Annotated in this window: 27 protein-coding genes; 3 read left to right on the forward strand and 24 right to left on the reverse strand. The window is 30.9% G+C overall.

Features of this window, described 5'->3' with window-relative positions; genetic code table 11:
* Positions 1-168 precede the first annotated feature (168 nt).
* The 21 genes from BN863_RS08980 to BN863_RS09080 form a co-directional block, all read right to left on the reverse strand.
* Complete coding sequence (locus tag BN863_RS08980) at positions 169-705, reverse strand: AraC family transcriptional regulator (protein WP_148304592.1); 537 nt, start codon at positions 703-705, stop codon at positions 169-171.
* A gap of 228 nt (positions 706-933) precedes the next feature.
* A complete protein-coding gene (locus tag BN863_RS08985) occupies positions 934-1,491 on the reverse strand; it encodes a hypothetical protein (protein ID WP_051774652.1) in 558 nt (185 codons plus the stop codon).
* Between the two features lie 85 nt (positions 1,492-1,576).
* Positions 1,577-2,341: a type I methionyl aminopeptidase gene (gene map / locus BN863_RS08990; protein WP_038529735.1), complete on the reverse strand. Its 765-nt coding sequence runs from the start codon at positions 2,339-2,341 to the stop codon at positions 1,577-1,579.
* A 159-nt stretch (positions 2,342-2,500) separates the two neighbouring features.
* Positions 2,501-2,938, reverse strand: a complete 438-nt coding sequence (locus tag BN863_RS08995) for a thioredoxin family protein (protein WP_038529737.1) — start codon at positions 2,936-2,938, stop codon at positions 2,501-2,503.
* Between the two features lie 35 nt (positions 2,939-2,973).
* On the reverse strand, positions 2,974-3,348 hold the full coding sequence (locus BN863_RS09000; protein WP_038529739.1) for a hypothetical protein: 375 nt from the start codon (positions 3,346-3,348) through the stop codon (positions 2,974-2,976).
* A gap of 171 nt (positions 3,349-3,519) precedes the next feature.
* The gene (locus BN863_RS18905; protein WP_038529740.1) at positions 3,520-4,173 is read right to left on the reverse strand and encodes a sterol desaturase family protein; all 654 of its coding nucleotides are present in this window, start codon (positions 4,171-4,173) and stop codon (positions 3,520-3,522) included.
* 178 nt (positions 4,174-4,351) lie between these two features.
* Positions 4,352-5,548, reverse strand: a complete 1,197-nt coding sequence (locus tag BN863_RS09010; RefSeq protein ID WP_038527458.1) for an IS256 family transposase — start codon at positions 5,546-5,548, stop codon at positions 4,352-4,354.
* 278 nt (positions 5,549-5,826) lie between these two features.
* Complete coding sequence (locus BN863_RS09015; protein WP_038529742.1) at positions 5,827-6,039, reverse strand: helix-turn-helix domain-containing protein; 213 nt, start codon at positions 6,037-6,039, stop codon at positions 5,827-5,829.
* A gap of 2 nt (positions 6,040-6,041) precedes the next feature.
* Positions 6,042-6,566, reverse strand: coding sequence for a DUF2975 domain-containing protein (locus tag BN863_RS09020; protein ID WP_038529744.1), 525 nt, complete (start codon positions 6,564-6,566; stop codon positions 6,042-6,044).
* Positions 6,567-6,948: 382 nt separating this feature from the next.
* On the reverse strand, positions 6,949-7,416 hold the full coding sequence (locus BN863_RS09025; RefSeq protein ID WP_038529746.1) for a hypothetical protein: 468 nt from the start codon (positions 7,414-7,416) through the stop codon (positions 6,949-6,951).
* Between the two features lie 244 nt (positions 7,417-7,660).
* Complete coding sequence (locus tag BN863_RS09030) at positions 7,661-8,137, reverse strand: hypothetical protein (RefSeq protein WP_038529748.1); 477 nt, start codon at positions 8,135-8,137, stop codon at positions 7,661-7,663.
* Positions 8,138-8,792: 655 nt separating this feature from the next.
* Complete coding sequence (locus tag BN863_RS09035; RefSeq protein WP_038529380.1) at positions 8,793-9,644, reverse strand: IS3 family transposase; 852 nt, start codon at positions 9,642-9,644, stop codon at positions 8,793-8,795.
* Entirely contained in the window at positions 9,644-10,015 is a 372-nt protein-coding gene (locus BN863_RS09040) for a transposase (RefSeq protein WP_038529377.1), read from the reverse strand. The genes BN863_RS09035 and BN863_RS09040 overlap by 1 nt, the downstream gene beginning before the upstream one ends.
* Positions 10,016-10,192: 177 nt before the next feature.
* Positions 10,193-10,981 carry a DUF5677 domain-containing protein gene (locus BN863_RS09045; protein ID WP_038529749.1) on the reverse strand — a complete coding sequence of 263 codons (789 nt, stop codon included), beginning with the start codon at positions 10,979-10,981 and terminating at the stop codon, positions 10,193-10,195.
* A 2-nt stretch (positions 10,982-10,983) separates the two neighbouring features.
* A complete protein-coding gene (locus BN863_RS09050; RefSeq protein WP_148304593.1) occupies positions 10,984-11,703 on the reverse strand; it encodes a hypothetical protein in 720 nt (239 codons plus the stop codon).
* 287 nt (positions 11,704-11,990) lie between these two features.
* Positions 11,991-12,521 (reverse strand): DUF1963 domain-containing protein, encoded by a 531-nt coding sequence (locus BN863_RS09055; protein ID WP_038529753.1) that lies wholly within the window; start codon positions 12,519-12,521, stop codon positions 11,991-11,993.
* A 624-nt stretch (positions 12,522-13,145) separates the two neighbouring features.
* Positions 13,146-13,328, reverse strand: a complete 183-nt coding sequence (locus BN863_RS09060; RefSeq protein ID WP_038529756.1) for a hypothetical protein — start codon at positions 13,326-13,328, stop codon at positions 13,146-13,148.
* A gap of 224 nt (positions 13,329-13,552) precedes the next feature.
* Entirely contained in the window at positions 13,553-14,185 is a 633-nt protein-coding gene (locus tag BN863_RS09065; RefSeq protein WP_038529757.1) for a hypothetical protein, read from the reverse strand.
* Between the two features lie 169 nt (positions 14,186-14,354).
* On the reverse strand, positions 14,355-15,194 hold the full coding sequence (locus tag BN863_RS09070) for a tetratricopeptide repeat protein (protein WP_038529758.1): 840 nt from the start codon (positions 15,192-15,194) through the stop codon (positions 14,355-14,357).
* Entirely contained in the window at positions 15,185-16,345 is a 1,161-nt protein-coding gene (locus tag BN863_RS09075) for a hypothetical protein (RefSeq protein WP_038529759.1), read from the reverse strand. The genes BN863_RS09070 and BN863_RS09075 overlap by 10 nt, the downstream gene beginning before the upstream one ends.
* 229 nt (positions 16,346-16,574) lie before the next feature.
* Positions 16,575-17,039 (reverse strand): hypothetical protein, encoded by a 465-nt coding sequence (locus BN863_RS09080; protein WP_148304594.1) that lies wholly within the window; start codon positions 17,037-17,039, stop codon positions 16,575-16,577.
* Between the two features lie 785 nt (positions 17,040-17,824).
* Between BN863_RS09080 and BN863_RS09085 the strand changes: the two genes are divergently transcribed.
* The 3 genes from BN863_RS09085 (at position 17,825) to BN863_RS09095 (ending at position 19,151) form a co-directional block, all read left to right on the forward strand.
* Positions 17,825-18,301 (forward strand): Hsp20/alpha crystallin family protein, encoded by a 477-nt coding sequence (locus BN863_RS09085; RefSeq protein WP_038529761.1) that lies wholly within the window; start codon positions 17,825-17,827, stop codon positions 18,299-18,301.
* A gap of 104 nt (positions 18,302-18,405) precedes the next feature.
* Positions 18,406-18,666: a hypothetical protein gene (locus BN863_RS09090; RefSeq protein WP_038529762.1), complete on the forward strand. Its 261-nt coding sequence runs from the start codon at positions 18,406-18,408 to the stop codon at positions 18,664-18,666.
* An 8-nt stretch (positions 18,667-18,674) separates the two neighbouring features.
* Positions 18,675-19,151: a hypothetical protein gene (locus BN863_RS09095; protein WP_242404091.1), complete on the forward strand. Its 477-nt coding sequence runs from the start codon at positions 18,675-18,677 to the stop codon at positions 19,149-19,151.
* Between the two features lie 91 nt (positions 19,152-19,242).
* On the opposite strand, the gene BN863_RS09100 is transcribed toward BN863_RS09095, so the two are convergent.
* From BN863_RS09100 to BN863_RS09110, 3 genes are all read right to left on the reverse strand, one after another.
* A complete protein-coding gene (locus tag BN863_RS09100; protein ID WP_038529763.1) occupies positions 19,243-19,956 on the reverse strand; it encodes a hypothetical protein in 714 nt (237 codons plus the stop codon).
* Between the two features lie 211 nt (positions 19,957-20,167).
* Entirely contained in the window at positions 20,168-21,367 is a 1,200-nt protein-coding gene (gene trpB / locus BN863_RS09105; RefSeq protein WP_038529764.1) for a tryptophan synthase subunit beta, read from the reverse strand.
* Positions 21,368-21,686: 319 nt separating this feature from the next.
* Complete coding sequence (locus tag BN863_RS09110; RefSeq protein WP_038529765.1) at positions 21,687-22,193, reverse strand: hypothetical protein; 507 nt, start codon at positions 22,191-22,193, stop codon at positions 21,687-21,689.
* Positions 22,194-22,824 lie beyond the last annotated feature (631 nt).

Below are 22,824 nucleotides of genomic sequence, written 5' to 3' on the forward strand. Positions count from 1 at the left end.
GAATTCCGATTGACGACATTACTCCACAAATTAAATATTCCTCCTTTGAATAATAATCTAACCCAGTTATAACTCCAAATATAGTCCACATAAGATTGGTTATAATTTCAAACTTATGCTTTGATTTGTTTTCAGCAGCGTTGTGTTTTGTCATAATATTGCCAACAGTTATAGTGTAAGTAGCCTTATGGTTTTGTGTACAGAATCTTGATAAAGCACTAATTTAGCAATTATTTTAAACAATTTTGTTAAGCGTTTTATCTTTTCTTTTATCGCTTTTCTAAAACATATTATTTTCTTATAATCCTTTGGAGAATAACCAATATACTTATGAAATAATCGGTTTATATTTCTTTCAGACACATTAAGTTCTTTACAAATGTTCTTAAATTTTAATGCTTTATCACATTCAATTATTGGTATAACTTGCTCAACTAATTGAATGTTCTTTTTTCTAAATCTCTGTTCTAAAAAAGATTCTAAGCTTTCAATCCTATTTTCTTTATGTGTATTGAACAAAACTTTTGAAAATTCAGTAATCTCAGAATCTCCAATTTCTTGAATTGGACATTTTGCAATGTCTGAGAAATTTTCATCAAAGAAATAGTTGATTCCTGTTGGCGTGAAATTAATTGCAATTTCATTTACATAATGTTTGTAACTAACAAATAAAGGCGCAACGTATTTCCCTATTGACAAAACCACTGCCCTCTTCGTTTGTACACTATCAATTTCAAGAATACCTGATTTATAATTTAAGTTAGCGTTTTAAAAAAAAATAATTGAACTAATGTTATGAGGAAAAGCAAAGTATGCTTTAGGAAATACATCTTTTTTGTCAAGAATAGTAAATTCTTGAGCTAGCAGAAAAGATATATAGAGGTACTTTTAGTGAAAAGTTAATGCATCTTCCTTACTTTTTACCACAGTATGTTATTCTAATATGTTTTTAGTACCACTTCGAACAAAAATTAGACTAAAACCAATTAGAGTTAGCGCATATCCTAAAACGAGCCGAAAAGGCAATGGGATGATATGCCACAAAATTAGATTTGCTATTAAAATAATGCCTATGCCTATCTTATGATTTTGATAGTAATTCAAACTTAAAATCAATAAACCAAGATTGAAAATTTTAGAGCTTGGACCTATACTCATAAAAGGGTTCCAGATAGAAGGAACTTTAGAAATATGATTAGTGAATTCATGTCGCAGTTCTTCGTTTGGAAAGCTCCACCAAATGAAGTCCAAGACACACATTCCAATAGTACAAGTAATCCCGATTAAAGTTAAAGGAATTCCTATTAGGCTAAATATTTTTTTAGGAAAAGAAACAACTTGAGGAATTAGTAAAACGACTCCAACTAACAAAAACCAATGTGCAAAATCTATAGGCTCTTGGGCATACACAAAATCATTTCCTTTAGATAATATAATCTGACCAATTAGTAAGAAGATTAATCCAATTATAAAGAATATTTTATATGTCATTTCGTTATGTTCATTGGTTCTTCAACATCTTGGCTATGAGGCGTATCCTGCAGGGTATGTATTATAGGTTTTGTAATAGCCTGTTTTAATTCCACATTCCATTTGATGCTGTTAAAATGATAGGATTCTTGTCTGTAATCAATATCGTCTGTTCGTGTTGAGTAACATATCCTCCTTTATTCCCAACTAAAGTCCAGCCATCATTTAATTCTACCGCAACTGTCGATTTTGTAGAGATAAATGTTTCAATAGCTACTGTTGTATTTTTTTTAAATCTTTCTCGATTTGTTTTAACTCGGTAGTTTAAAATGTTTTCTGGTTCTTCATGCAAACTTCTTCCAACGCCATGTCCAGCTAAGTTTTTAATAACTTTAAATCCAGATTTTTTTGCTTCCGTTTCTATTAAATGTCCAATGTCGGCTATTTTTACACCACCTTTTATATTGCTAATAGCTTTTTGTAAAATATTTTTAGACGCATCTACAAGAGGTTGATGATTATGAATATCCTTACCAAGTACAAAAGAACCTCCATTATCAGACCAAAATCCATTTAATTCGGCTGAAACATCAATGTTTATCAAGTCACCTTCTTTCAATATTTTTTTGTCAGATGGAATCCCATGAGCAGCTTCTTCATTTACACTTATACAAGCATATCCAGGAAATTCATACGTTTCATAAGGTGCTGATTTGGCCCCATAACTTTTTAAAATTTCAGCACCATATTCATCTAATTCTTTAGTTGACATACCAACTTTAGCGTATTCTTTCATGAGTTTTAGTGTAGTTCCAACAACTTCACTAACTTTTTTCATTCCGATTAATTCTGATTCTTTTGTTATTGACATTTCTTTATATGCATTGGTTTTTCAAAGGTTTTATATAAGATTAGTTGCGTTGTTTAAGCACTAAAGTTAGCAAATAAATCACAGATAGAAAGTCCGCAAGGATTATAGTAAGTAAGCACTAACTACCAATTAATTCTGTACGATGTTAGCACTAGTATTTTATTCAAATTCTAATTGTTTCATTACATTTTCAAGTCGAAACATTTTCCCTTTTAAGGTTCTTATTTTTGTTCCATCATTTTCAGTCAGAATTAGAGAAGGTAATGCGATCGATTCGTATTTGTTTTTAAATTTCTCATAATCCTGATATACTTTACTATTAATAACAAGTCCGCCACCCGGAAGGTCTATAAGGAATACAATGAGATTTTCTTCGGCATACTTTTTAAATTCAGGATTTTCAATTACTTTTTTATCCATTTTTTTACAAGGTGCGCACCATTCACTTCCAGTAAGAATTATTAGAATTTGTTTATTTTCTTTTTCTGCCAATTCTTTTGCTTCTTTCCATTCAGTAATCATTTCAACTTCTTGAGCGTTTCCAATTTGAATAAGAAATAGCAATACAATTATATTTATTAATGTTTTCAGTTTCATATTTGTACTAATGGTTTTACGTATTTATTTTCATTTCAGCTTGTCATTAATTCCTCTTTTATAAATTTTATAGCTTCTGCATAATAATTATTTCCATCCCAATCTCCGATTTCTATTTGAGTTCGCTCATTATGTAAACAAATAACGGGTGTTATTGGTTCTAATTGAATTCCGAAAGATTGTATTCCGTCATCATATATTGCGTAACTATTTTCAATTTCAGCTGTTCCCCAACTGGTTTTTTCTGTCAGTTTAGTTGCTCTATAAAACTTTAGAGTATTAAAAATTTCTGCTTCTTTGTCTTTTAATAGTTTATAAATATCTTTTCCAAACGAGACATATCTTGTTTTAACGTCGTTAAAAGTTTCCTCTATGTATTCTTGAGAATCATCTAACAAAAAGTGAATCATTATTAATTAGTTAGTTTGGTATTTAGCTTACATACAACTTTATATATAAGAATAGAGCGGTTTAAGAAGTGAGTATTTTCCGTAGAAAAACCAGAAACTAGCAAACAAAGTAATCAAAATTAGTTAAGCTAAAAATAGCATTTTTTTATATACTGTGGTAGCAAATGTATTTCAATTAGTTTTCTCTGTATTAAATATTTTATCCCAAATAAAGGTGTAAAACCCATAATTTTTGTGAAATAATTTATGATGATTTTGATGAAAAAAATTAGTTGTGAAAATTAAAAAATGAGGGTTTTTATTACTAATGTTTAAATGCGTAATAACGCCATAAAACCAATTAAAACCGAGAAACATTATAAACCCATACATATTAAGAGGAACTAGTAATGTTACTATAGTTACTAATAATCCAAATAGTACCGATTCCCAAGGGGACATATAATATAAACTAACACAATTAAAGCTTTCTGAATGTTCATGATGTTTTAAGTGAATGTTCTTTAAATAATATATATTATGAGAAGCCCAATGTAGAACATACATTAAAAAATCCATTAACAAGAAAAGAAATATAAAAGTTAACCATAAATTCAAGTTAGAAAATACAATATTTCCATTGATCCATAATATAAACCCAGGAATAGCAATTACTATATTTATAAATAATGTAAGTAATGAAGACAGTATTTCCTTTTTTGTAGTACTCGTTTTGTTTTTTTGAATTTTATCCCAAAAAATACTAACTCCTAAATTTAATAAATAAGCAACTATATTTAAAGCTATTAGTAATGAAAAAAATATGTAAGGGTTCTTTAAGTCCATTAATGTTCTTGGATCGAGGTGTATGTTTTCTAACGGTTTTGTATAAAATTATTGGCGTGGTTTAAGCCTTAAAGTTAGCAAGTATCATGTCTAGGTTTACTATTATTAACATAATTAGTATGGCTCTGAGACACTATCCTAAAAAGTGTGTAAGTTCAAAATTTCAGGGTTAGGTTATTTATAACTTAATCCTGTTTTCAAATATAGCTAAAAATTGATTTAGTATCACTCCCCAATTTCTGATTGGCATGGTCCATTTTTTAGTGCTTTCTCTCAAAGCTAAAAACACGGATTTCATAACTGCTTCATCGGTTGGAAACGAGAGTTTGTTTTTTGTGTATTTCCGTATCTTTCCATTTAGGTTTTCTATAAGATTTGTGGTGTAGATTATGGTTCTTATTTCAATAGGAAAATCAAAGAATACTGTAAGCTCATCCCAATTATTTTCCCAACTTTTAATGGCGTAAGAATATTTAGAATCCCATTTAGTTTTGAAGTCATTTAAAGCAGCTTTGGCAGCTTCTTTTGTAGGAGCAGTATAGATTTGCTTCATGTCACGAGTAAATTCCTTTTTGTCCTTCCAGACCACGTAACGACACGAATTTCTTATTTGATGCACAACACAAATTTGAGTCGTTGATTTCGGAAAAATAGTTTTAATAGTATCCGTAAATCCATTTAAATTATCGGTAGCTGTGATAAGTATATCTTGAGTTCCTCGAGCTTTAATATCGGTTAAAACACTCATCCAAAAGGCTGAAGATTCATTTTTACCTAACCATAATCCTAGGACTTCCTTTTTGCCATCTGTTCTCAGGCCTACTGCAATATAAATAGTCTTGTTTATGACTTTAGAGTTTTCCCTAACTTTAAATACGATGCCATCCATCCAAACAATTAGGTAAGTGGCCTCCAAAGGCCTGTTCCGCCAAGCAATAACATCTTCTGTAATCTTATCTGTAATCCTTGAAATAGTGGATGTAGAAATATTAAAATCGTACAGCTCACGTATTTGTTCTTCAATATCACTGTTACTCATGCCTTTGGCATAAAGCGATATAATAATATTTTCGATGCCTTCTGTTGTACTTTCTCTTTTCTTTACAATTAAAGGATTAAAAGAACTATCACGGTCTCGAGGAACTTGAATCTCTGTTTCTCCTAAAACGGATTTTAATTTCTTTTTAGTGTAACCATTTCGAAGGTTGGCTGCTTTACTTTTTTTGTGCTTATCGTAGTCTAAATGGGCATCTAGTTCCCCTTCTAGTAACTTCTCAATACCACGTTTGTGCAACTGTTCTAAAAAGGATGTTAGCTCTGGTGCATTCTTGAATTGTTTTAAAAAGTCTTCGTTTAATAAATCTTCTGGTTTCATAAGTGTGTAAAAGTTAAAATTAATGAATAAAAAAATCTCAGATTAATATTTAACCTGAGATTTTAAAACTTACACAGTTTATGAGATACTGCCTGTAAGTCCACCTTTTTTGCTAGATTACATTAATAATACGCAAACTTCAATTTAGTGAACCGACGTAAATGTTAGTGAGAAGGAAAGTTCGAAAATACTGAGCGAAGCTCTTGTACGTACGGTGATGTGAAAGGCGCGGCGACGATGTTTAAGTCGTCACCCGTCTATTATTTAAATCGTTCTTTTCATTTTGTTTTTTCTTCATATTCAAGTATATCTGATGGTTGGCATTCCAATGCTTCGCAAATGGCTTCCAAAGTAGAAAATCGAATTGCTTTAGCTTTTCCTGATTTTAAGATAGAAAGATTAGCAGTAGTAATACCAATAATTTCTGCCAAGTCTTTGCTTTTCATTTTGCGTTTAGCAAGTATAATGTCTAGGTTTACTATTATTGGCATAATTATATGGTTAGCTCGTTCTCTTCTTGTAAAATATTTCCTTTCTTTATTATAGAAGCTATAAGCAAAATAAAAGAAGAACATATAAATATAGGAACTGTTTTATGTACAGATTGCCCAAAAGCATATCCTAAATTGTATGACGTTAATTCATTTAAATAAAGGTTTTTAGTATTGCTTAGTAAAAAGAGTCCAATTCCATAAAAAATTAATCCTTTACCTACTTTAGTTAATTGTTTTACATTTTCGCTTGAAAAATAATTGTTCCTTGAAAATGATGTAATAACTTTTCTAAAGATAAAAGCAAGATAAACTAAAAATATAGTCAAAATACTCCCTGAAATTATGAATATAGTTCTATTTAGATTACTCCATTCAGTAGGAAAGTCAATCCCATGAACTTCGAAAGTTGTAGGCTTATCCACTAAAAAGAGAATTATCGAATACATCTTTCCAAAAACTTCTACAATTAAAATAATAATGAGTGTTTTAATAAATGCATTTAAAAATTTTAATATTGTTTTCATATTTTAGTATTATTGTTTAATGACGTAAACATATTAATAAATTATCGAAAAACAATAATAAATTATTTGTAAAAGATAATTTTTATTATTTAATAAATTTAATTACCTGATAATTAACACATTGCAAATGCTTGTTTTAGAATCTTTTTCCAATAGAATTATATAAAAATCTAACTTGAAAGAGAAATTTTAAAAAGATTGATTAGTTTTTTGAAGTCAAAAAATATTTTTTTTAGATGCTAGTCTTTATCGTTGCTAACGGGTTTGTGTGTAATTTGTGACGTAATTAAGCAAGCTCAAACTAGCCATTAATTATACATCTTCTTAGCAATTGTTTTTTCTGTATTTATGTCCCTATTTTAAATTTTCAATATTAACATAATTAGTATTTCTCTGATTTAGAATTACCATCATTAATTGGGTCGGGAACAAGTTTATTTATACTAAACCCACTTATTATTGCTCCAAAAAATGTAAATAATATATCAAAACCATCAAAATTTCTTCCATCTAACCATAAAATGTATTCATAAATAGTTAAAACTATAAATGTTAATACTGTCCATGAAAGAAATTTATTTATAAAAAAGGTTTTAATATCTTTCTGAAATAAGATTAATATAAATGGAAAACCTATTGCTGCTAAAAAGCTAGGTAAAACACCAAGCCAAAAATTATAATGTTCTTTACGATATTCTTGTATTACAAAAATAAAAACTAGTATAAGTGCACATAAAATTCCGGATATTATTCTTAATCTTTTTGAATAATTGATTTTTTCCTTTTTTGTAATTTTTTTATCAATTAGATACAGTATTAGCAGACCTAAAGGAAGAGCGATAAAATTCATTTATTTTAGGGTTTAATTTATCTAAATTATATAAATTCAGATTATGGTTTACGTATTTGCTCTTTAATTCTAAAAACTTGCTAAAATTCATAACGTACTATCCGAGGGAAAATTCATTACTATTTTAAAGGACTTTTTACGGGTTGAATTTTACGCACAATATTTGCTAACGGTTAAGTGCAAGGGTTTTCGTAAACAAGCTGGAACTAGCCATTAATTATAAACGTGGTTGTAAAACGTTTTTTCATTCAGTTCCAAGTCCTTCAACTGCCATAGATTCAGCCAGTAGTTTTACATATTCAGAATCCATTCCATTTGGTTTTTGGTTTATTTGTTCAATAAGTTTTCCGTTTTTATAGTACAGTTCGCTATTCACAATCGTGTCAAATTTCGATAAATTGTTTGAAAACTTGATGACTTTAGCAAAAATCAACTTTTTGTTTTTGTAATAGAACTCATAATTCAATATTGTGTCATTCAGATTAGAACTTTCTTTAGTTATTCGGTATAAATTGTTGTCTTTATCTGTCAATTCATATATTAATGTTCCACCAGCGATTTCTCCGTTATGGTTCTCCGTATTAAATTCCGTAACGGATTCATTTAGGTCTGTCCGACTTTCAATTCCGTTAACATATTTTTGGATTTCAGATATTGTTTTATCTCCCGAACAACTAATCAGTATTCCAAATATTAATGTTATGTAGATTGCTTTTTTCAAATGTTTTATCTGGCAGTTTTTGTGATATGGTTAGTACAGGAGAAAATACACGATTACTTTCCGTTTGGCACTAAGCAAAAACTGTTTGTTTTGTTTTTTTTCTAAATAATGCAAAATCCAACATATTTTGCGACTATATAAATATATTTAAACCTTAGCTCAAAACCCAAAGCCCGCATTAATTATAGGTGTTGTTAGCATTTGTTTTTTCCGCCCGAGTATGCATTATTCATTGCGTTTCCTAATGTATAGAATTCCGATTGAGTAAGAAATTCAACCGATTTCCTTTATAAATTCGCTAAGATTGGGAACCCCGACCGAGTGAAGTCCATCTACACAAACTTACTCAAAAATCCGTTCTGTTCTGCTCCGAGCGTATTGGAAATCCTACATCTCTTTATTATTTCTTTCAAAAACGAATCAGTTCTGACTTCAATTCGGAGTAAATGGAGAAAAGGATCCTTTTAGGAAATAATAACCGATAGCAATAATAAAAACAATTGCTACAACTGATATCACTTGTTTAAGTTTTTTATTCATAATCTATATTTTTATTTTATCCCACAAGAGTAAAATTCTGGTCAATTATTTGTGAATGCAAAATTATTTTTCACAATGTCTTGTCCTGAAATATGGCTACAGGTTAAAATTGTTTTTAAGCTGATAATTTATATACCATATTAGGTGTTTTATAATCTAAAGATAAATGTAATCTTATTTCGTTGTATAGATTAATTGCATTTTTTGTAGCTCTCTTGGCGTGCGCCACGTTATCAAAGGTTTGGTCAAGATAGAATTCATCTTTTAGTATGCCATTTACCCGCTCTGCCATAGCATTTTCGTAACAATGATTTTCTTCAGTCATACTAATATCTATCTTTTTTCTTTTTAATATTTGCGTGTATACATTGCTACAATACTGTATGCCTCTATCGGAGTGATGTACAAGTTTCTTTGTGTTTTTAGCTTGATATATAGCTTTGTTTAAAGCTCTGACACATCCTTTTAATTCTAGGCTATCACTTAGGTCATATCCTACGATTTTCCTAGAATACATATCTGTTATTAGTGCTAAGTAACAAAATCCTTTAATGGTTCTTATGTAGGTAATATCGCTTACCCACACCTGATTTGGCCTTGTAATTTCCATATCTTTTATCAGGTTATTGTATTTATAAAAACGATGATAAGAGTTTGTAGTTCTGGCACTGGTTTTCTTTCTTAGTGTAAGCATATTATACTTTCTAAGTACGCTAAATAAAGAGTCTCTGCCGACTTTAAGATTGGCTTTGTAAAACTCATTGTCTAACGATCTAATGAGTTTACGCACACCTTCTCTAGGAAGGGATTTACGTTTTCTACTGACTATTTTTATAATTTGTTGTTCCTGTATTAACCGCTTATCAGCTCTAGATTTGTATTTATAATACGCATCACGTTTAAGTCCAAAACAACGTGTTATAGTTGTTAAAGATGTAAATCCCTTGGATTTCTCTTTGGCTTTAATTAAGGCTTTATACTTAGCTTTTTTTTTAGTTCAGCAACCGATTTATAGCCTAAGTCTTCGGCTGCTACCTCAAGGTATGAATCTAATACCAAAGTATCTAAATCCTTTTTAATCAGTAGTTTTTTAAGCTGTTCAATCTCTTTTTGAAGTGCTTTAATTCTAGATATTTCGTCTTTTGTTTCCACTTTTACTCTGGTGTTCATTAGATCTTTACGATTGTACTTTTTAATCCACTCGTTGACCGTTGTAGGAGCAATGGAGTAGAGTTTACAAAGTTCGCTCTTTGTGTGTTTACCGGTTGTAAGTTCGGCTAAAATTTTCAGTTTGAAAGGTTCTGAATACCGTCTGATTACTTTGTCATTTTTGTACATAATGTTTAAAATTATGTAGCCTTTATTCAGGACGGGTCACAATAAATGCTAACGGTTTTGTATATGAGTAGTTGCGTAGTTTGGTACTTAACTTTGCAAGTATACACCAAACTGAAAATCCGCGAGGATTTTCAGAAGTATGCGAGAACAAGCAATTACTTATAGCCATTGTTGTGCCTAGTTATTTTTTTCTGATGACAACTCGTTCAATTCCTTTAAAAGAATATCAAAAGCTGAATCTTCATTTATATTTAATTTAAAAACTCTATCAAACTCTCTCATCGATTTGTCCAAATATTTACCCGCCAAATTTAAATAGTTAATATGTGGTTCGAAATCGATGATTATAGGATGTCTAAAAAACTTATGTAAAGGGTTTTTGCTTAAATCCGTATTATATTTTGAAATATGAGCCCAAGTACTGTGAGTGCAATTACTAAATGGTTGATAAACGTAATTATAAAAATCAATTATTCCAGCTTCTTCAGCCATTTTGCGTGTATTTAACCCAGACCAACTTCCAAGATTTACTTCTGTTAGGAAAGTATATTTTTGAGAATTAATGAACTGTTCTTCACGCTCTATATATTCTTCTATTTCTCCTTTCATAGTTTCGTCCAAATTATTTTTTCTATGTTCAAGGTCAAGTTTTAGTTGACCAAGACCGTGAATAATAAATTTTTCAGAATGCTCTTTAGGATTTACTAATATCCAAGCAAGATTGATATGGTTATCAGCCATTGTTCTCAATATAATGGGTGCAATTTCTTCGTTCCACATTTGTAAATTAGTTGATAACTGAATAGCCAGAGAACATTGTCTAGCCAAAATTCCACCAATTACTTCATAAGTGCTATGTTCTATTAAGTTTTTGTCCCATTTATTCCACCTTATTTTTAGGGAACTCCTTACGTTTTCGACGTAATTATTTATGCAACTAGTAATATTTAAACCTTTTTCTTCCATAATCAAATTGCACAAGGCTCAAGTTCTAATCCTCTATTCCAAAAATAATGTACCCAATCTTTACTATTTTTAATAGTATTATCACTTAAAAGCATATTAGTAGTTGCTCTTATCATACTTGCTATTATTTTAGATTCTTCTGTTTTTGGATAATGAATCAAGTTTTCCAGATTGTCTAAATGTGAATTTTTTACAATATGTAATTTTTTGCACATTCCCATATAATAAACAGTATTTGCTAAAGCGAAAGTTGATTCTCTACTATGCTTATCATAAAGCTCTAATAAAGTTTCTTTGATTGTTGAAATGTCATTTTCAGAATGATTATCAGAACCAAAAATCTTACATAATGGACATTTTGAGTAGACATTTAAGAGAGGACTCAGACCATCTCTAATTTTATCAAAAACTTTAGCCAATGTTAAATTGTCTTTGATTTTAGATATATCTTCTGTTTTTATGTCCGAAAACCAACTTATATTATACGGAACATCTTTCTTTATTTCTAAGCAATCAATAATTTGAACAAATTCCAATGAGATAGATATTCCAGTTTTTAACCCAAACTTTTTATTTAAAAGAGCAATCCATATAATTTGCGGGATTCCTTTTTCGACATAAGAATAGTCGCTTTCTCCCATTACAGACAATAAAGGTGGAACTAATTTAGCTCCCACTTTTTTATGGTCTGTCAGTATTTTTTTTCTTTGTTTATTGCTCATTTCGTAATTAGGCACAACTATTATATATAGCACATATGCACTATATATCTCAAATATAACAAATCTCTACAAAAACCCCATCTATAATTTATTGACACTTAAAAGTTCACCGCTCCCCTACACCATTTTAATCTCATGTTCTAGAATTGCTCATAAATGCATCAGGTTAAAAGCACACCAAGATTCAGGTCGTGTTTAAGTCACGTTTGTAATACTAGTTAATATTAGAGCTTGCAAGAGCCGTCTTTAATTAATTTTTATCACAATACCTTATTGGTAACTAAGCTTTATGAGTTTTGTAGTTCAAAATACGTGTTCTCAAAATTTCCATTTGCTAAATCATTTTCTGTTATACCGAAATATATGCCTCCACTAGCTCCAAATTTTGATAAATTAGGTATGTTATCTAACATATCGATTTGCAATAAAAGTCTTATGTTTTTTTGATTTTCTAAAACTCTATTTTGGTCTGATATATTTAATTCTGATAAAGTTTTTAGTTTATGTCCTATAGATTGTAAAGCCCAAGAATAGCATGCATCGCCTTGAACAGCTTGTGCATTTCCCAATATCTGATGTCCAATATCTTCCCCTGCTAATGTTATTTCATTTATAATTTCTGATGCTTCAAATAGGAGATTGTCATCTTCATCCGTAAAATTTAAATCTAGGATTTTATAATTTTGATAAGATGGCAAACTGAATTGCTCGAAATAGTCAATCTCGCATTCATTAAATTTTGCCAAATCGCTATATTGTTCAGGATAGTTTCTTTGTTCTAAATTCGATAATTTTTCAATAAAGATTACTCGATGCAAATCTTTGAGGTTTTCATATCAATAATCATCTTGGTTGATCGAAAAGAAAAATAATAACAAACCATTCTCTGGCAGAGAATTAAACTTATCAAACTAAATTTCAGATAGATTTATTTGTCCTAAAAAGGCAAACCGGAAAACCATTTAGATTTGGCCATTCCATTTCTTTTAATAAATCTGGTAAACCTCCAAATTTAGATTTACCAATTCCGATTTTTGAATTTATCTTTTTAGCTTTAATTCCAATTGTCGGCTCTAGTAATTGAATGATTTTTTCAGAATCTACGTCCCAAGGCAGTTTCCTTAATTCTCACTCTATTTTGGATTTAAGCTTTTTTTAAATGGAAATATACTCATCTAAATTCAATGATTATAAGTTATTTTACAGTGTTGCCAACGGTTTTGTGTATGATTTCGTTGCAGAAAAATCCGTAGGATTCATATTCCACCGTAGCTGAAAGATAGCAAATTTGCGTTGAATTGCGATAAGGAATTTAACCGTAATTAATTATAGCCATTGGTGTAAACTGCCTTTATGTTTTTTATTAGTTGTCGATTCCACAAACGAACTAAAAATAAAACACTTTACTTTGATTCATTTTTTTAATTAGAATCACTAAAAGTTTAATTATTCACGTAAAATAAAAATTCTCCAAATGCTTTTCCTATATTATAAATAGCTCCAATTGCAAAAACGACTAATAATATCATAGTTGAAAAGTTAATTAATGATTTTTCATTATGAGATAAATTTTGGTATTTATTAATAATATTATCAATCAAAAATTCATTTTTTTTAGTTTCCATATTCTCAAATTTTATTAGAAAAGTAAATATATAAATTTTGTTTTTAAATTTTCGATTTTAAATTCGTTGGTCAATGAATGTCAACGGTTTTGTGTATGATTTGTGGTGTGTTTAAGCACCTAATTTAGCAAATAAAAACCAAATAGAAAATCCGCGAAGATATTCTTAAATGGGCTAGAACAAATAATAAATTATATACTTCTTAAGTTAGCAATAGTTATTTTTTACTCCTTCATCAAATCATATATGGAATTTATATCCTTTATAATTTTTTTTCTATACCCAAGATTATTCAACTTACCTGATGAATTTCCATAAAATGCTATTTTGTCTTTTTTAAAGTCAAGTATAAAAATATAAACTTCACTAAATTGAACAAAAAACGAATTAGTTGAAGGTCTTAAAACAATAGAATTTGGATATCGTTTATCACTCGATATTAAATTAGGTTTTATAAGTGTAAACATTAAAAATTGGGATTCATTCAATGAGTAAAATTCTTTCGGAATCTTTATTTGTTCTACTGAATTTTGAGACTGTATTTGTTCTATTATTTTGTTTAGTTTTGGAATTAGTGTAGCAGTAAGTTTATCTTTATCCTTTATAGCAATTTTTTTATGAATTTTATATTTTAAAGAATCTACTGTAAAAATTGAATCAAGAGTTTGATTCGTATATTTCATGAAATATTGGCCACTTTTAGAAGTTTTTTCCTCCTGTGAAGCAAATTCATATATAGGTTCTGTATAAATTAAATTTGTTAAATTACTATATGATTCATCAAATTTAATTACGCGTGGACTACTACAAGAAGTTAAAATTGTGATTAAAAATAAAATTAAAATTCTTATTTTCATACGAGTATTCTAATTAATGTCAACGGTTTTGTGTATGATTTGTGGCGTGTTTAAGCACCTAATTTAGCAAATAAAAACTGAATAGAAAATCCTCGAAGATTTTCGTAAGTAAGCGAGAACCAAGCAATTAATTTTATACGTTGTTGGCTTTTAGTGCTTTTTTTATCAGTTATTCTTTCAGTTCGTTATCTATCATATATTGAAAAACTTCGTCAAAACGTTCAACATAAGGTTCATTCATACTATAATCAATATACTCTTTTGCTAATTTGAAATTTTCATTAGCTTTTTCATAATTATTTAATTTTTTATAAATCAAACCTAATTGATAATACGCTTCTGGAAATTGTTTTACTGATGCTAGGGATTTTTCATAGAAAAGTATAGCCTTTTTATAATCTTTCATTTCTGAATAACATCTTCCAATATAAAAGAAAATCATATAATTGTCATTGATATCAAACCCTAATTTTTCTTCTTCTGAATTTACTGTTTCAAATGTTTCAATAGCTTTTTTAAAATTATTTAATTTATATAAAGCTTGGCCTTTGTGAAAACCACAAGGTTCTCCCCAACAAGAATTATAAGAATTACCTGTAATTTTTTCGATTAAGTCAACATCTCTAACGACACCTTCATAATCTCTATAATAGTATAAAAGAGTCCAAGCTCTATATTCTAATACATCTGCCTTTCCATTTGCTGTGTCAATTTCAACAGCTTTGTTTAAGACTTCCATGGCTTTAATATGTTCTCCAACTTTTTTGTATGAATAAGAAAGTCTCTGTCTTAAATCTACATTATTTGGTTGTACTGCTAAAGCTGAGTCTTTATATGTTCTATAGAGTTCTGATGGTTGATAAAAATAGTTTGACATTTCGTGATACCAATTTGCTAATTCTTCTTTTTTACTTTCATCCAATGACGAATAATCTGTAGTTGTTTTTTTATTACAACTACAGATTACAAATAGTATAACTAAACTAATTATTTTTTGTTTTATGGACATAAATCTATGATATTACCATTGTCAAGCTTAAACATTAAAAAACCGTGTACGTCTTTGTATTCGAGCCATTCAGATTGAGAATTTGAAGGTGGAAAATCTTCCAATTTACTTACTTTTTTAAGTACGTGATTTACAAGTTCTTTTGAAAAAGATGTTGCTTTAAAATCTCTGTTCATTTGAATTAGACCAAAATCGCCAACTTTTCCAAAACAATTTATATTAAAGTGAACTATTAAATATCCAGAGTTTATTTCATTATTTGGAATATTCTCATTAACATATTTTATTATATACTCATTACCTTTTTTATAATTTACATCATTATGGTAATATTCTGCTTGAAATCCATCAAAACAATTTGAATAACTCGAAGTGCTTTTAGCTAGTTTTTCAAAATCTTCAACGCCTATAGAAGCCTTATAAAAACTAATAGTTTTAGAGTCTCTTGAAGAATAATCTTTTAGTTCAATTTTATTCAAATCATATCCTATAATTTGATAAATAGGTTGTGGATTATTACTTTCTTTTTGAAGTGAAAGAAAGTAAATATTATCTATTTCAAAAATATTGTATGTTTTTGTTTCATACTCGGAAATTATTTTTAAATCTTGATAGTAATAATTTGTAATTATGTTTAAGCTATCATTTTTGAAATATAATACCTCTTCAATATCTAAATCATTGTTTGGATTATTATTCTCGTCTTCAACAACATCATATTTCCAAATGGAATTAATTATTCCTTTTTTTACTTTTTGAAAGTCAAGTTTATTTTTTAATGTAATTTTCTCGAATTTAGCACTATTTTTAGGGCTAGGTTTTCCGTTTTTAAATGTTCTAAAGTTTATTGTGTCTAGTAAATCAAAAGCAAGGAATTCATTTTCTTTTTTATTTAGGATTTTTAGGTGCTTTTCTTTGAACTTGATTTCTTTATTCTTTTTAATTGAATTATTTATGATTTTATCAACAGCATTTCCTTTATTATCATAGAGAAATACAGAATCTTTTTTTTGTTGAATTATGTACGGATAAGGTACCATTTGGTCCATTATTCTGTATGTTCCAATATACATTTCGGAATCAGTAGTTTCTTTTTCGACACAACTTGAGAAAAAAGTTAAAGCGATTAAAGATATTATAGTTAATCTCATTCAATTCTATATTTTCAATTCAGATTTAGTTTAAAGGACTTTTTTAAACCGAAAATTTGCTGTTTTGCAATGTCCTAGAGTATTAAAGCTAACGTTTATGTGTAAGGAACGTTGCGTGTTTGAGTGCGAGGATTTTCCGAAGGAAAATCAGATGCTAGCAAACAAAGCAACGACCAAACGGCTTAACTAAAATAAGCAATGTTTTTTACACGGTGTTGTAAGTAGTTTTTTATTTTTTGTCCGTTTTATTTTCTTTAACAGAGTCTTTTATTAGTGCGTTATAAATATATTCAGGTGTCTTTTTCTTTAGCTTAGACATTTCTTTTTCGATGTGTTTAGATAGAAATTCTTTTTCCTTTTCGTTCAAATTTTCTAGAATTCCAACTCGACCATAAAAACTTATGTTTTCGTCTTCTTTATGTACAAGAACTATTAAAGGATATCCGTTTTGAGCTTCAAACATTTCCAAGTTATTCTCAATTCCCGTTTTCGGATTTGGTCGGTCTAAAAAATAGGTGAAACTCACATTTTTTTCCGTCGTACTATCGAAAGGGTCATTTGTCGGATTCGCATAATTAATAATTCCTTGAACTTCGTAAAAGTCCGATTCATTAAAGTCCGAATATTTCTTTTCTGATTTACAGGAAATAAGTCCGAAACTCAATGAAATTAATATGGTTAGCGTTTTTCTCAAATTACTTACAACTATTATATATAGCACATATGCACTATATATCTCAAATATAAAACATCTCTACAAAACCCCATCTATAATTTATTGACACTTAAAAGTTTTGAAAGTCCACCGCTCCCCCACACCATTTTAATCTCATATTCTAAAACTGCTCTTAAATGCTTCAGCATAAAAGCATAGGTGCGGCTCCAAAGGCAGACCTTAATTCGGGTGGTGTTTAAGTCGCCTTCGGGTCTAGTTCGGTAAATGGTCTACTTTTTAAATACACACTCGAAGCACTATCGAACAAGACCCGAACAAGACTCGAAGAAAACCCCTATTACACGCCTAATTTGTGTCTAGAACATTCAATACTGTTCAATTTGTGTCAATTTGTGTCAGGATGTGTCAAATTCACCATTAAACAGATTTCAAAAAAAAAGACAATACATGTGTGTATGCCCTTAATATAGCGAGTTACTACATGCATGTTTTATTGCTTTAAATCGATTATTAGTTACATAAAAAAATAGACGATACAGTTGCCCGTTTCTGGCAGACTTTAAGTCGTAACACACTGGCCAAGGGGAACGCCAAAGTGGGCTACTTTAAAAATGTCAAACTGACATTTATAAAAATGAAAAATTGACAAGGTTTCTGAAAAAATGACACCGAATCAGGCCTTTATTAAGATAATTTTTAGAGAAATTCTGCCCGTTTTCAATTTGGTATTTTTTTGTTTTATAGTCATCGAAATCAAGACGATTTCACATTTGAAAATATGTTTAATTTAAAATTTTATAGTTATGAGCAATGTAGTAAGTGTTCCTAAAAATGGAAGTTTAGCGAACAGAAATTCAAATCAAAATTTCCCAACTTTATCAACTTGGTTAGACGATGTCTTTAATCGTGATCTACCATCGGTATTCTCTTCTAACTTTAATACTGGCATGACTTTGCCACAAGTAAACATTAAAGAAACTGCCGATGCATTTGTTGTAGATATGGCTGTTCCTGGTCTTAAAAAATCAGATTTCCATATCGATTTAGACAATCAGTTACTATCCATTTCTACAGAGGTAAAAGAGGAAAACGAACACAAAGAAGATAATTACACACGCAGAGAATTTGGCTATTCGTCTTTCAAAAGAACCTTTACGCTGCCAGAAAGTGTAAACGACGAAAAGATAAACGCGACTTATAAAGAAGGTATTTTATGCGTTACATTACCTAAAAAAGAAGAAGCCAAACAAAAGCCTGCTAGAAGTATTACCATTTCGTAATACAAGCGCAAATCTCTTAGTTAAAGTGTACACTATAGCTGGAGGCCGTATATGCGGTCTCCGCTATATTATAACAGATGTTAACCCTTTAAAATTTTAATGTTATGCCAAGAAAATTTAAATCTGGGGATTGGGTTAAAGTTAGAGGAAAACTGACCACTCCAAAAATGCAAGTTTTAAAATATGTACCCAAACGCGACCCGCTACTTGGTGGTATAGATTACGATAATTATTTGGAATGTGTGTGGTATGCACGTGGAGACCGGAAAGTAGAAATTTTCCATCAAAACAAATTAATTAAGAGTATGGAAACTGGTGGTTTATACAGCAGCTTTTCGAGACCTCGAAAACGAAGTGTAACCTAAACAATGCAATGATGAAAACATATGTGTTATTAGCCATGATGAGCTTACTAACTGTGAGTTGCAACGGACAAGAACCCGAAATACAGAAACGTGACAAAAACACTGTAGAACAGCCTAAAGGGTCTTGGAATGTGAATAAAGAATTCGATGCCGATGGAAATTTAATACGCTACGACAGTATCTATTCGTGGTCGTCGTACGATACTTTAGACAAGCTTTCGGCGGCAGATAGAGATAGTTTGCTGCAACATATGAAATCGAGATTTTTTACCAATTTTTCGGGATTTGAAAATCAAGGCTTTGAACATGTGTTTACCAACGACTCCATATTTAGTAAGCATTACTTTAATGATGACTTTTTTGGAAGTGATTTTGGACATGACTTTATGGATATCGACAAAATCAGACAACAAATGATTGCCAGACAAAAGGCCTTTTTAGAAAAATACAACGAAGCCCTTATAAAACCAGAAGACGAAAACTAAATGTTTTCGTCTTTTTTCTTTTAGTGTCAATGATTGACTATGCGCTTGTTGTTATAAGATATAAGATTTAGATTGATAAGGTTACAACAGCTTATTCAGTTCTTAAACGCCACAGTTCGTGAATGGGTTGCCCCTTACTAGACAGCCCTGAATGATGCCATACATCATCAATTAATTCGTACTTAAATTGTAAACGTTGCCCCACTCTAGAATCGTCTTTAGAGAAAAACCCGATCTGCTCGACATAGTCACCATTTTGGGTTGTGTAGGTTCCGCCACCCGTACCCATAAAGGCTTTGGTTTCGGTATTATAAGCAATCCATTGAAATCGTGTTCCCGATAGTATTTTCATAGTTTTTCTAGGGCCACTAGTATCTCTTAACTGCGTCTCGCCATCCTTAACTCTACCCGACATTAACCAAGCGCCTTCTAAAGCTCCCGGCGTACCATCGTCAAGGCGTTTAAACGTTAATTTGTGGTCTACCATATTAAGCGCATTCTCGGTAAGATGTACGTTGGTACGCGATGTAGTTCCTACTTGTTCTGTATGCAGTGTATTAAACTCGAATGTGCTGTACAAGGTATCACCATCTACATGCCATGACCCACCATTGGTGTGCATAAATTTACCTGTGGCAGTAACAAAAGTGGTTAACACTTGGTAATCTTCAACAACAACAAACACATGCGTTAACGCTTGACCATCTTTGGCTACCGAAGTGGCTTCCCAAGCACCAATAAGACTCTGCGCTTGTACTACAACAGCACTAAACACGCTAATTATACATAAAATTATTTTTTTCATGACGGTATCGTTTTTAAATTCACTTCAACCCCATTCAGCAACAGACTGTATTCGTGGGTATTGACCATCTAAATATATTAATTTTTAGAACACAATGCATCCACCTCAGCATAATTCTCAGCATAAAAAAAGCTTACAAAATCCATTACAGAATCTTGTAAGCTTAATGGCCTTAATCGCTTGTACACCGACCAATATTAGCGATGTTTAGTTAGTCTGGCAATCCATAAGTTTCTACCACATAGTCGATATCTTTATCACCGCGTCCACTTAAATTCACCAATATAGATTTTTGAGGATGTGCTTTAGCCAATTTCAAAGCATAAGCCACCGCATGTGCACTTTCTATAGCAGGAATAATACCTTCTAAACGACTTAATTCGTAAAACGCATCAATAGCGTCTTCATCGTTAATAATGTCGTAATTCACCGCTTCCGTATCCTTAAGCATACTGTGTTCTGGTCCCACGCCTGGGTAATCCAATCCGCTAGCTACCGAATATACAGGTGCAGGTTCGCCCTGTTCGTCTTTTAGCATATAACATTTAAAACCGTGAATAACACCCGGCGAACCAAATTTCATGGTTGCAGCATGATCTCCTAAATCTAACGAACGTCCCGCAGGCTCTACTCCGTGGATTTGACATTCGTCGTCTTCTAAAAATGCTGAGAATATTCCAATGGCATTACTACCACCACCCACACAAGCCACAACATGATCTGGTAATTCGCCCGTCATTTCTAAATACTGCTCACGAGCTTCAATTCCAACCACACGTTGAAAATCGCGAACCATCATAGGAAACGGATGTGGCCCCACAACCGAACCAATACAATAAATGGTGTTTTCGGGGTCTTTAAGATAGGCTTCGAACGCCGAATCTACTGCTTCTTTTAAGGTTTTTAATCCTTTAGTAACAGGTACAATTTCTGCACCTAATATTTTCATGCGTACCACATTAGGATGTTGTTTTTTAATATCGACTTCCCCCATATGGATTTCGCATTCTAATCCAAAATAGGCTGCTGCCGTAGCCAAAGCCACACCATGTTGTCCCGCACCGGTTTCTGCAATAAGTTTCTTTTTACCCAAATGCTTAGCCAGTAAAGCCTCCCCCATACAGTGATTTAATTTATGAGCACCGGTATGATTTAAATCTTCACGTTTTAAATAAATGCGTCCGCCATATTTTTCAGACAAACGCGAGCAATAATACACTGGTGTTGGTCGCCCTTGATAATGTTTACGTATGCTACGCAGTTCTTGTATAAAGTTGTGAGATTTACTAATGGTATGGTAAGCATCTGCTATTTTTTTCATTTCAACCTCTAAGGCCGGCGGAATAAAAGCACCTCCATAACCGTCGAAAAACCCTTCACTGTCTGGGTATGTTTTAAAATAATTACTCATTATTTATGTTTTAAAATTTATAATCTAGTCTACATTAATCGATTGCTAGCACAGCCCCTTTTAGTAACAACTAATCACTAAAAATGTCTTAAATGCAAGCAGTTCCACTTAATCAACTAAAGATATCTAATTAATATAAGCTAGAAAAACAGAAGACTAAAAATGGTGCTTTTTAAGTTGAAATTTAGAGGTTACTGGACTTATGTTTTCTGAAGTGTATCCGCATAAAAAAAAGCATACACAATCAACAGCTTGATTGTGTATGCTTATCAGTTCTAAAGCACAACTTTATACCGTATTAGGTATTGTGTTATTGTTATTAGTCTGCTACGAAAACTAAGGCCGAAGCATTATCTAATGAATCACTTGCTGAAAACACCATCCGATTAGCACTTAGGTCCGTTAATTTTAAAGAAAAGGATGTAGAACTCGTAATATCCTCTGTAATCTTCCCACGAATCATTGTAAAAAACACACTGCCACTTTCTTCGTAAAATGTATACTGTGCTTCGGCAATTTCTGAACCGCCATAATAACAGCTCTCCGTACCACTAATCACGTCAACTTCTCCTGCTGGTTTAAACGTATAGATATCATCTACCAAGCAATCGTTTTGCTCACTTAAGTTCGTATCGTAATTTCTGTAATAAGCTTGTAGTCGCCAAGTTTTGGAACTGTTGTTATGCATAACTTCTAAATCTTCAAGCGTATAAGACTGTAGTGAAGTGTCGTCGTCTGTACTACATGCTGTAATTATGAGAGACACAAATACGGATACAAATACATTTTTTAAAACATTAACAAACAGACTCTTACCTACATTCATATAGACTTATAATTTAATAGACAACATGCGCAATATAACCACCATTTCTATGGCTTAACATATGTTGGAGATTTTTATATTTATGGACTAAAAGTATTTATTTAATTCTACATAGACTATAGAAACTATATTCTTCTCTGTTTTATTTCGACTTTAGGAGATTCTGAAATGAATTCAGAATGACGGAGACTAATACTTCGCAAACAGTCTGTAATTTTACGGTGGCTTCACTTCAGATTTTACGATAAACTTTCGATAGGTCTGGAAAGGGCGTTTTTAGTGAACAACAATAATATTATTATTAAACCTGAATGGAATGTTTAGGGTTTCGTCAACCTGAACTGGATTCAGGTTCTCATAACGATTGGTTAGCACTTTGATAAGATTCTGAAATAAATTCAGAATGACAGACTCTAACACTTCGCAAACAACTTGAAATTTTACGGTGGCTTCACTTCAGATTTTACGATAAACTTTCGATAGGTCTGGAAAGGGCGTTTTTAGTGAACAACAATAATATTATTATTAAACCTGAATGGAATGTTTAGGGTTTCGTCAACTTGAACTGGATTCAGGTTCTCATAACGATTGGTTAGCAACATGATTAATAATAAAAAAACATACAACATCA

This window comes from Formosa agariphila KMM 3901 (assembly GCF_000723205.1).
Lineage (GTDB): Bacteria > Bacteroidota > Bacteroidia > Flavobacteriales > Flavobacteriaceae > Formosa > Formosa agariphila.

Excerpts from the sequence above, each read along its gene's own strand:
- BN863_RS09065 (WP_038529757.1), bottom strand. The coding sequence starts at position 14,185 with ATGAAAATAAGAATTTTAATTTTATTTTTAATCACAATTTTAACTTCT.
- BN863_RS09020 (WP_038529744.1), bottom strand. The coding sequence starts at position 6,566 with ATGAAAACAATATTAAAATTTTTAAATGCATTTATTAAAACACTCATT.
- BN863_RS09000 (WP_038529739.1), bottom strand. The coding sequence starts at position 3,348 with ATGATTCACTTTTTGTTAGATGATTCTCAAGAATACATAGAGGAAACT.
- trpB (WP_038529764.1), bottom strand. The coding sequence starts at position 21,367 with ATGAGTAATTATTTTAAAACATACCCAGACAGTGAAGGGTTTTTCGAC.
- BN863_RS09040 (WP_038529377.1), bottom strand. The coding sequence starts at position 10,015 with ATGTACAAAAATGACAAAGTAATCAGACGGTATTCAGAACCTTTCAAA.
- BN863_RS09015 (WP_038529742.1), bottom strand. The coding sequence starts at position 6,039 with ATGCCAATAATAGTAAACCTAGACATTATACTTGCTAAACGCAAAATG.
- BN863_RS09095 (WP_242404091.1), top strand. The coding sequence starts at position 18,675 with ATGATGAAAACATATGTGTTATTAGCCATGATGAGCTTACTAACTGTG.
- map (WP_038529735.1), bottom strand. The coding sequence starts at position 2,341 with ATGTCAATAACAAAAGAATCAGAATTAATCGGAATGAAAAAAGTTAGT.
- BN863_RS09070 (WP_038529758.1), bottom strand. The coding sequence starts at position 15,194 with ATGTCCATAAAACAAAAAATAATTAGTTTAGTTATACTATTTGTAATC.
- BN863_RS09045 (WP_038529749.1), bottom strand. The coding sequence starts at position 10,981 with ATGGAAGAAAAAGGTTTAAATATTACTAGTTGCATAAATAATTACGTC.
- BN863_RS08995 (WP_038529737.1), bottom strand. The coding sequence starts at position 2,938 with ATGAAACTGAAAACATTAATAAATATAATTGTATTGCTATTTCTTATT.
- BN863_RS09050 (WP_148304593.1), bottom strand. The coding sequence starts at position 11,703 with ATGAGCAATAAACAAAGAAAAAAAATACTGACAGACCATAAAAAAGTG.
- BN863_RS18905 (WP_038529740.1), bottom strand. The coding sequence starts at position 4,173 with ATGGACTTAAAGAACCCTTACATATTTTTTTCATTACTAATAGCTTTA.
- BN863_RS09075 (WP_038529759.1), bottom strand. The coding sequence starts at position 16,345 with ATGAGATTAACTATAATATCTTTAATCGCTTTAACTTTTTTCTCAAGT.
- BN863_RS09100 (WP_038529763.1), bottom strand. The coding sequence starts at position 19,956 with ATGAAAAAAATAATTTTATGTATAATTAGCGTGTTTAGTGCTGTTGTA.
- BN863_RS09060 (WP_038529756.1), bottom strand. The coding sequence starts at position 13,328 with ATGGAAACTAAAAAAAATGAATTTTTGATTGATAATATTATTAATAAA.
- BN863_RS09110 (WP_038529765.1), bottom strand. The coding sequence starts at position 22,193 with ATGAATGTAGGTAAGAGTCTGTTTGTTAATGTTTTAAAAAATGTATTT.
- BN863_RS09010 (WP_038527458.1), bottom strand. The coding sequence starts at position 5,548 with ATGAAACCAGAAGATTTATTAAACGAAGACTTTTTAAAACAATTCAAG.
- BN863_RS09025 (WP_038529746.1), bottom strand. The coding sequence starts at position 7,416 with ATGAATTTTATCGCTCTTCCTTTAGGTCTGCTAATACTGTATCTAATT.
- BN863_RS08985 (WP_051774652.1), bottom strand. The coding sequence starts at position 1,491 with ATGACATATAAAATATTCTTTATAATTGGATTAATCTTCTTACTAATT.
- BN863_RS09090 (WP_038529762.1), top strand. The coding sequence starts at position 18,406 with ATGCCAAGAAAATTTAAATCTGGGGATTGGGTTAAAGTTAGAGGAAAA.
- BN863_RS09085 (WP_038529761.1), top strand. The coding sequence starts at position 17,825 with ATGAGCAATGTAGTAAGTGTTCCTAAAAATGGAAGTTTAGCGAACAGA.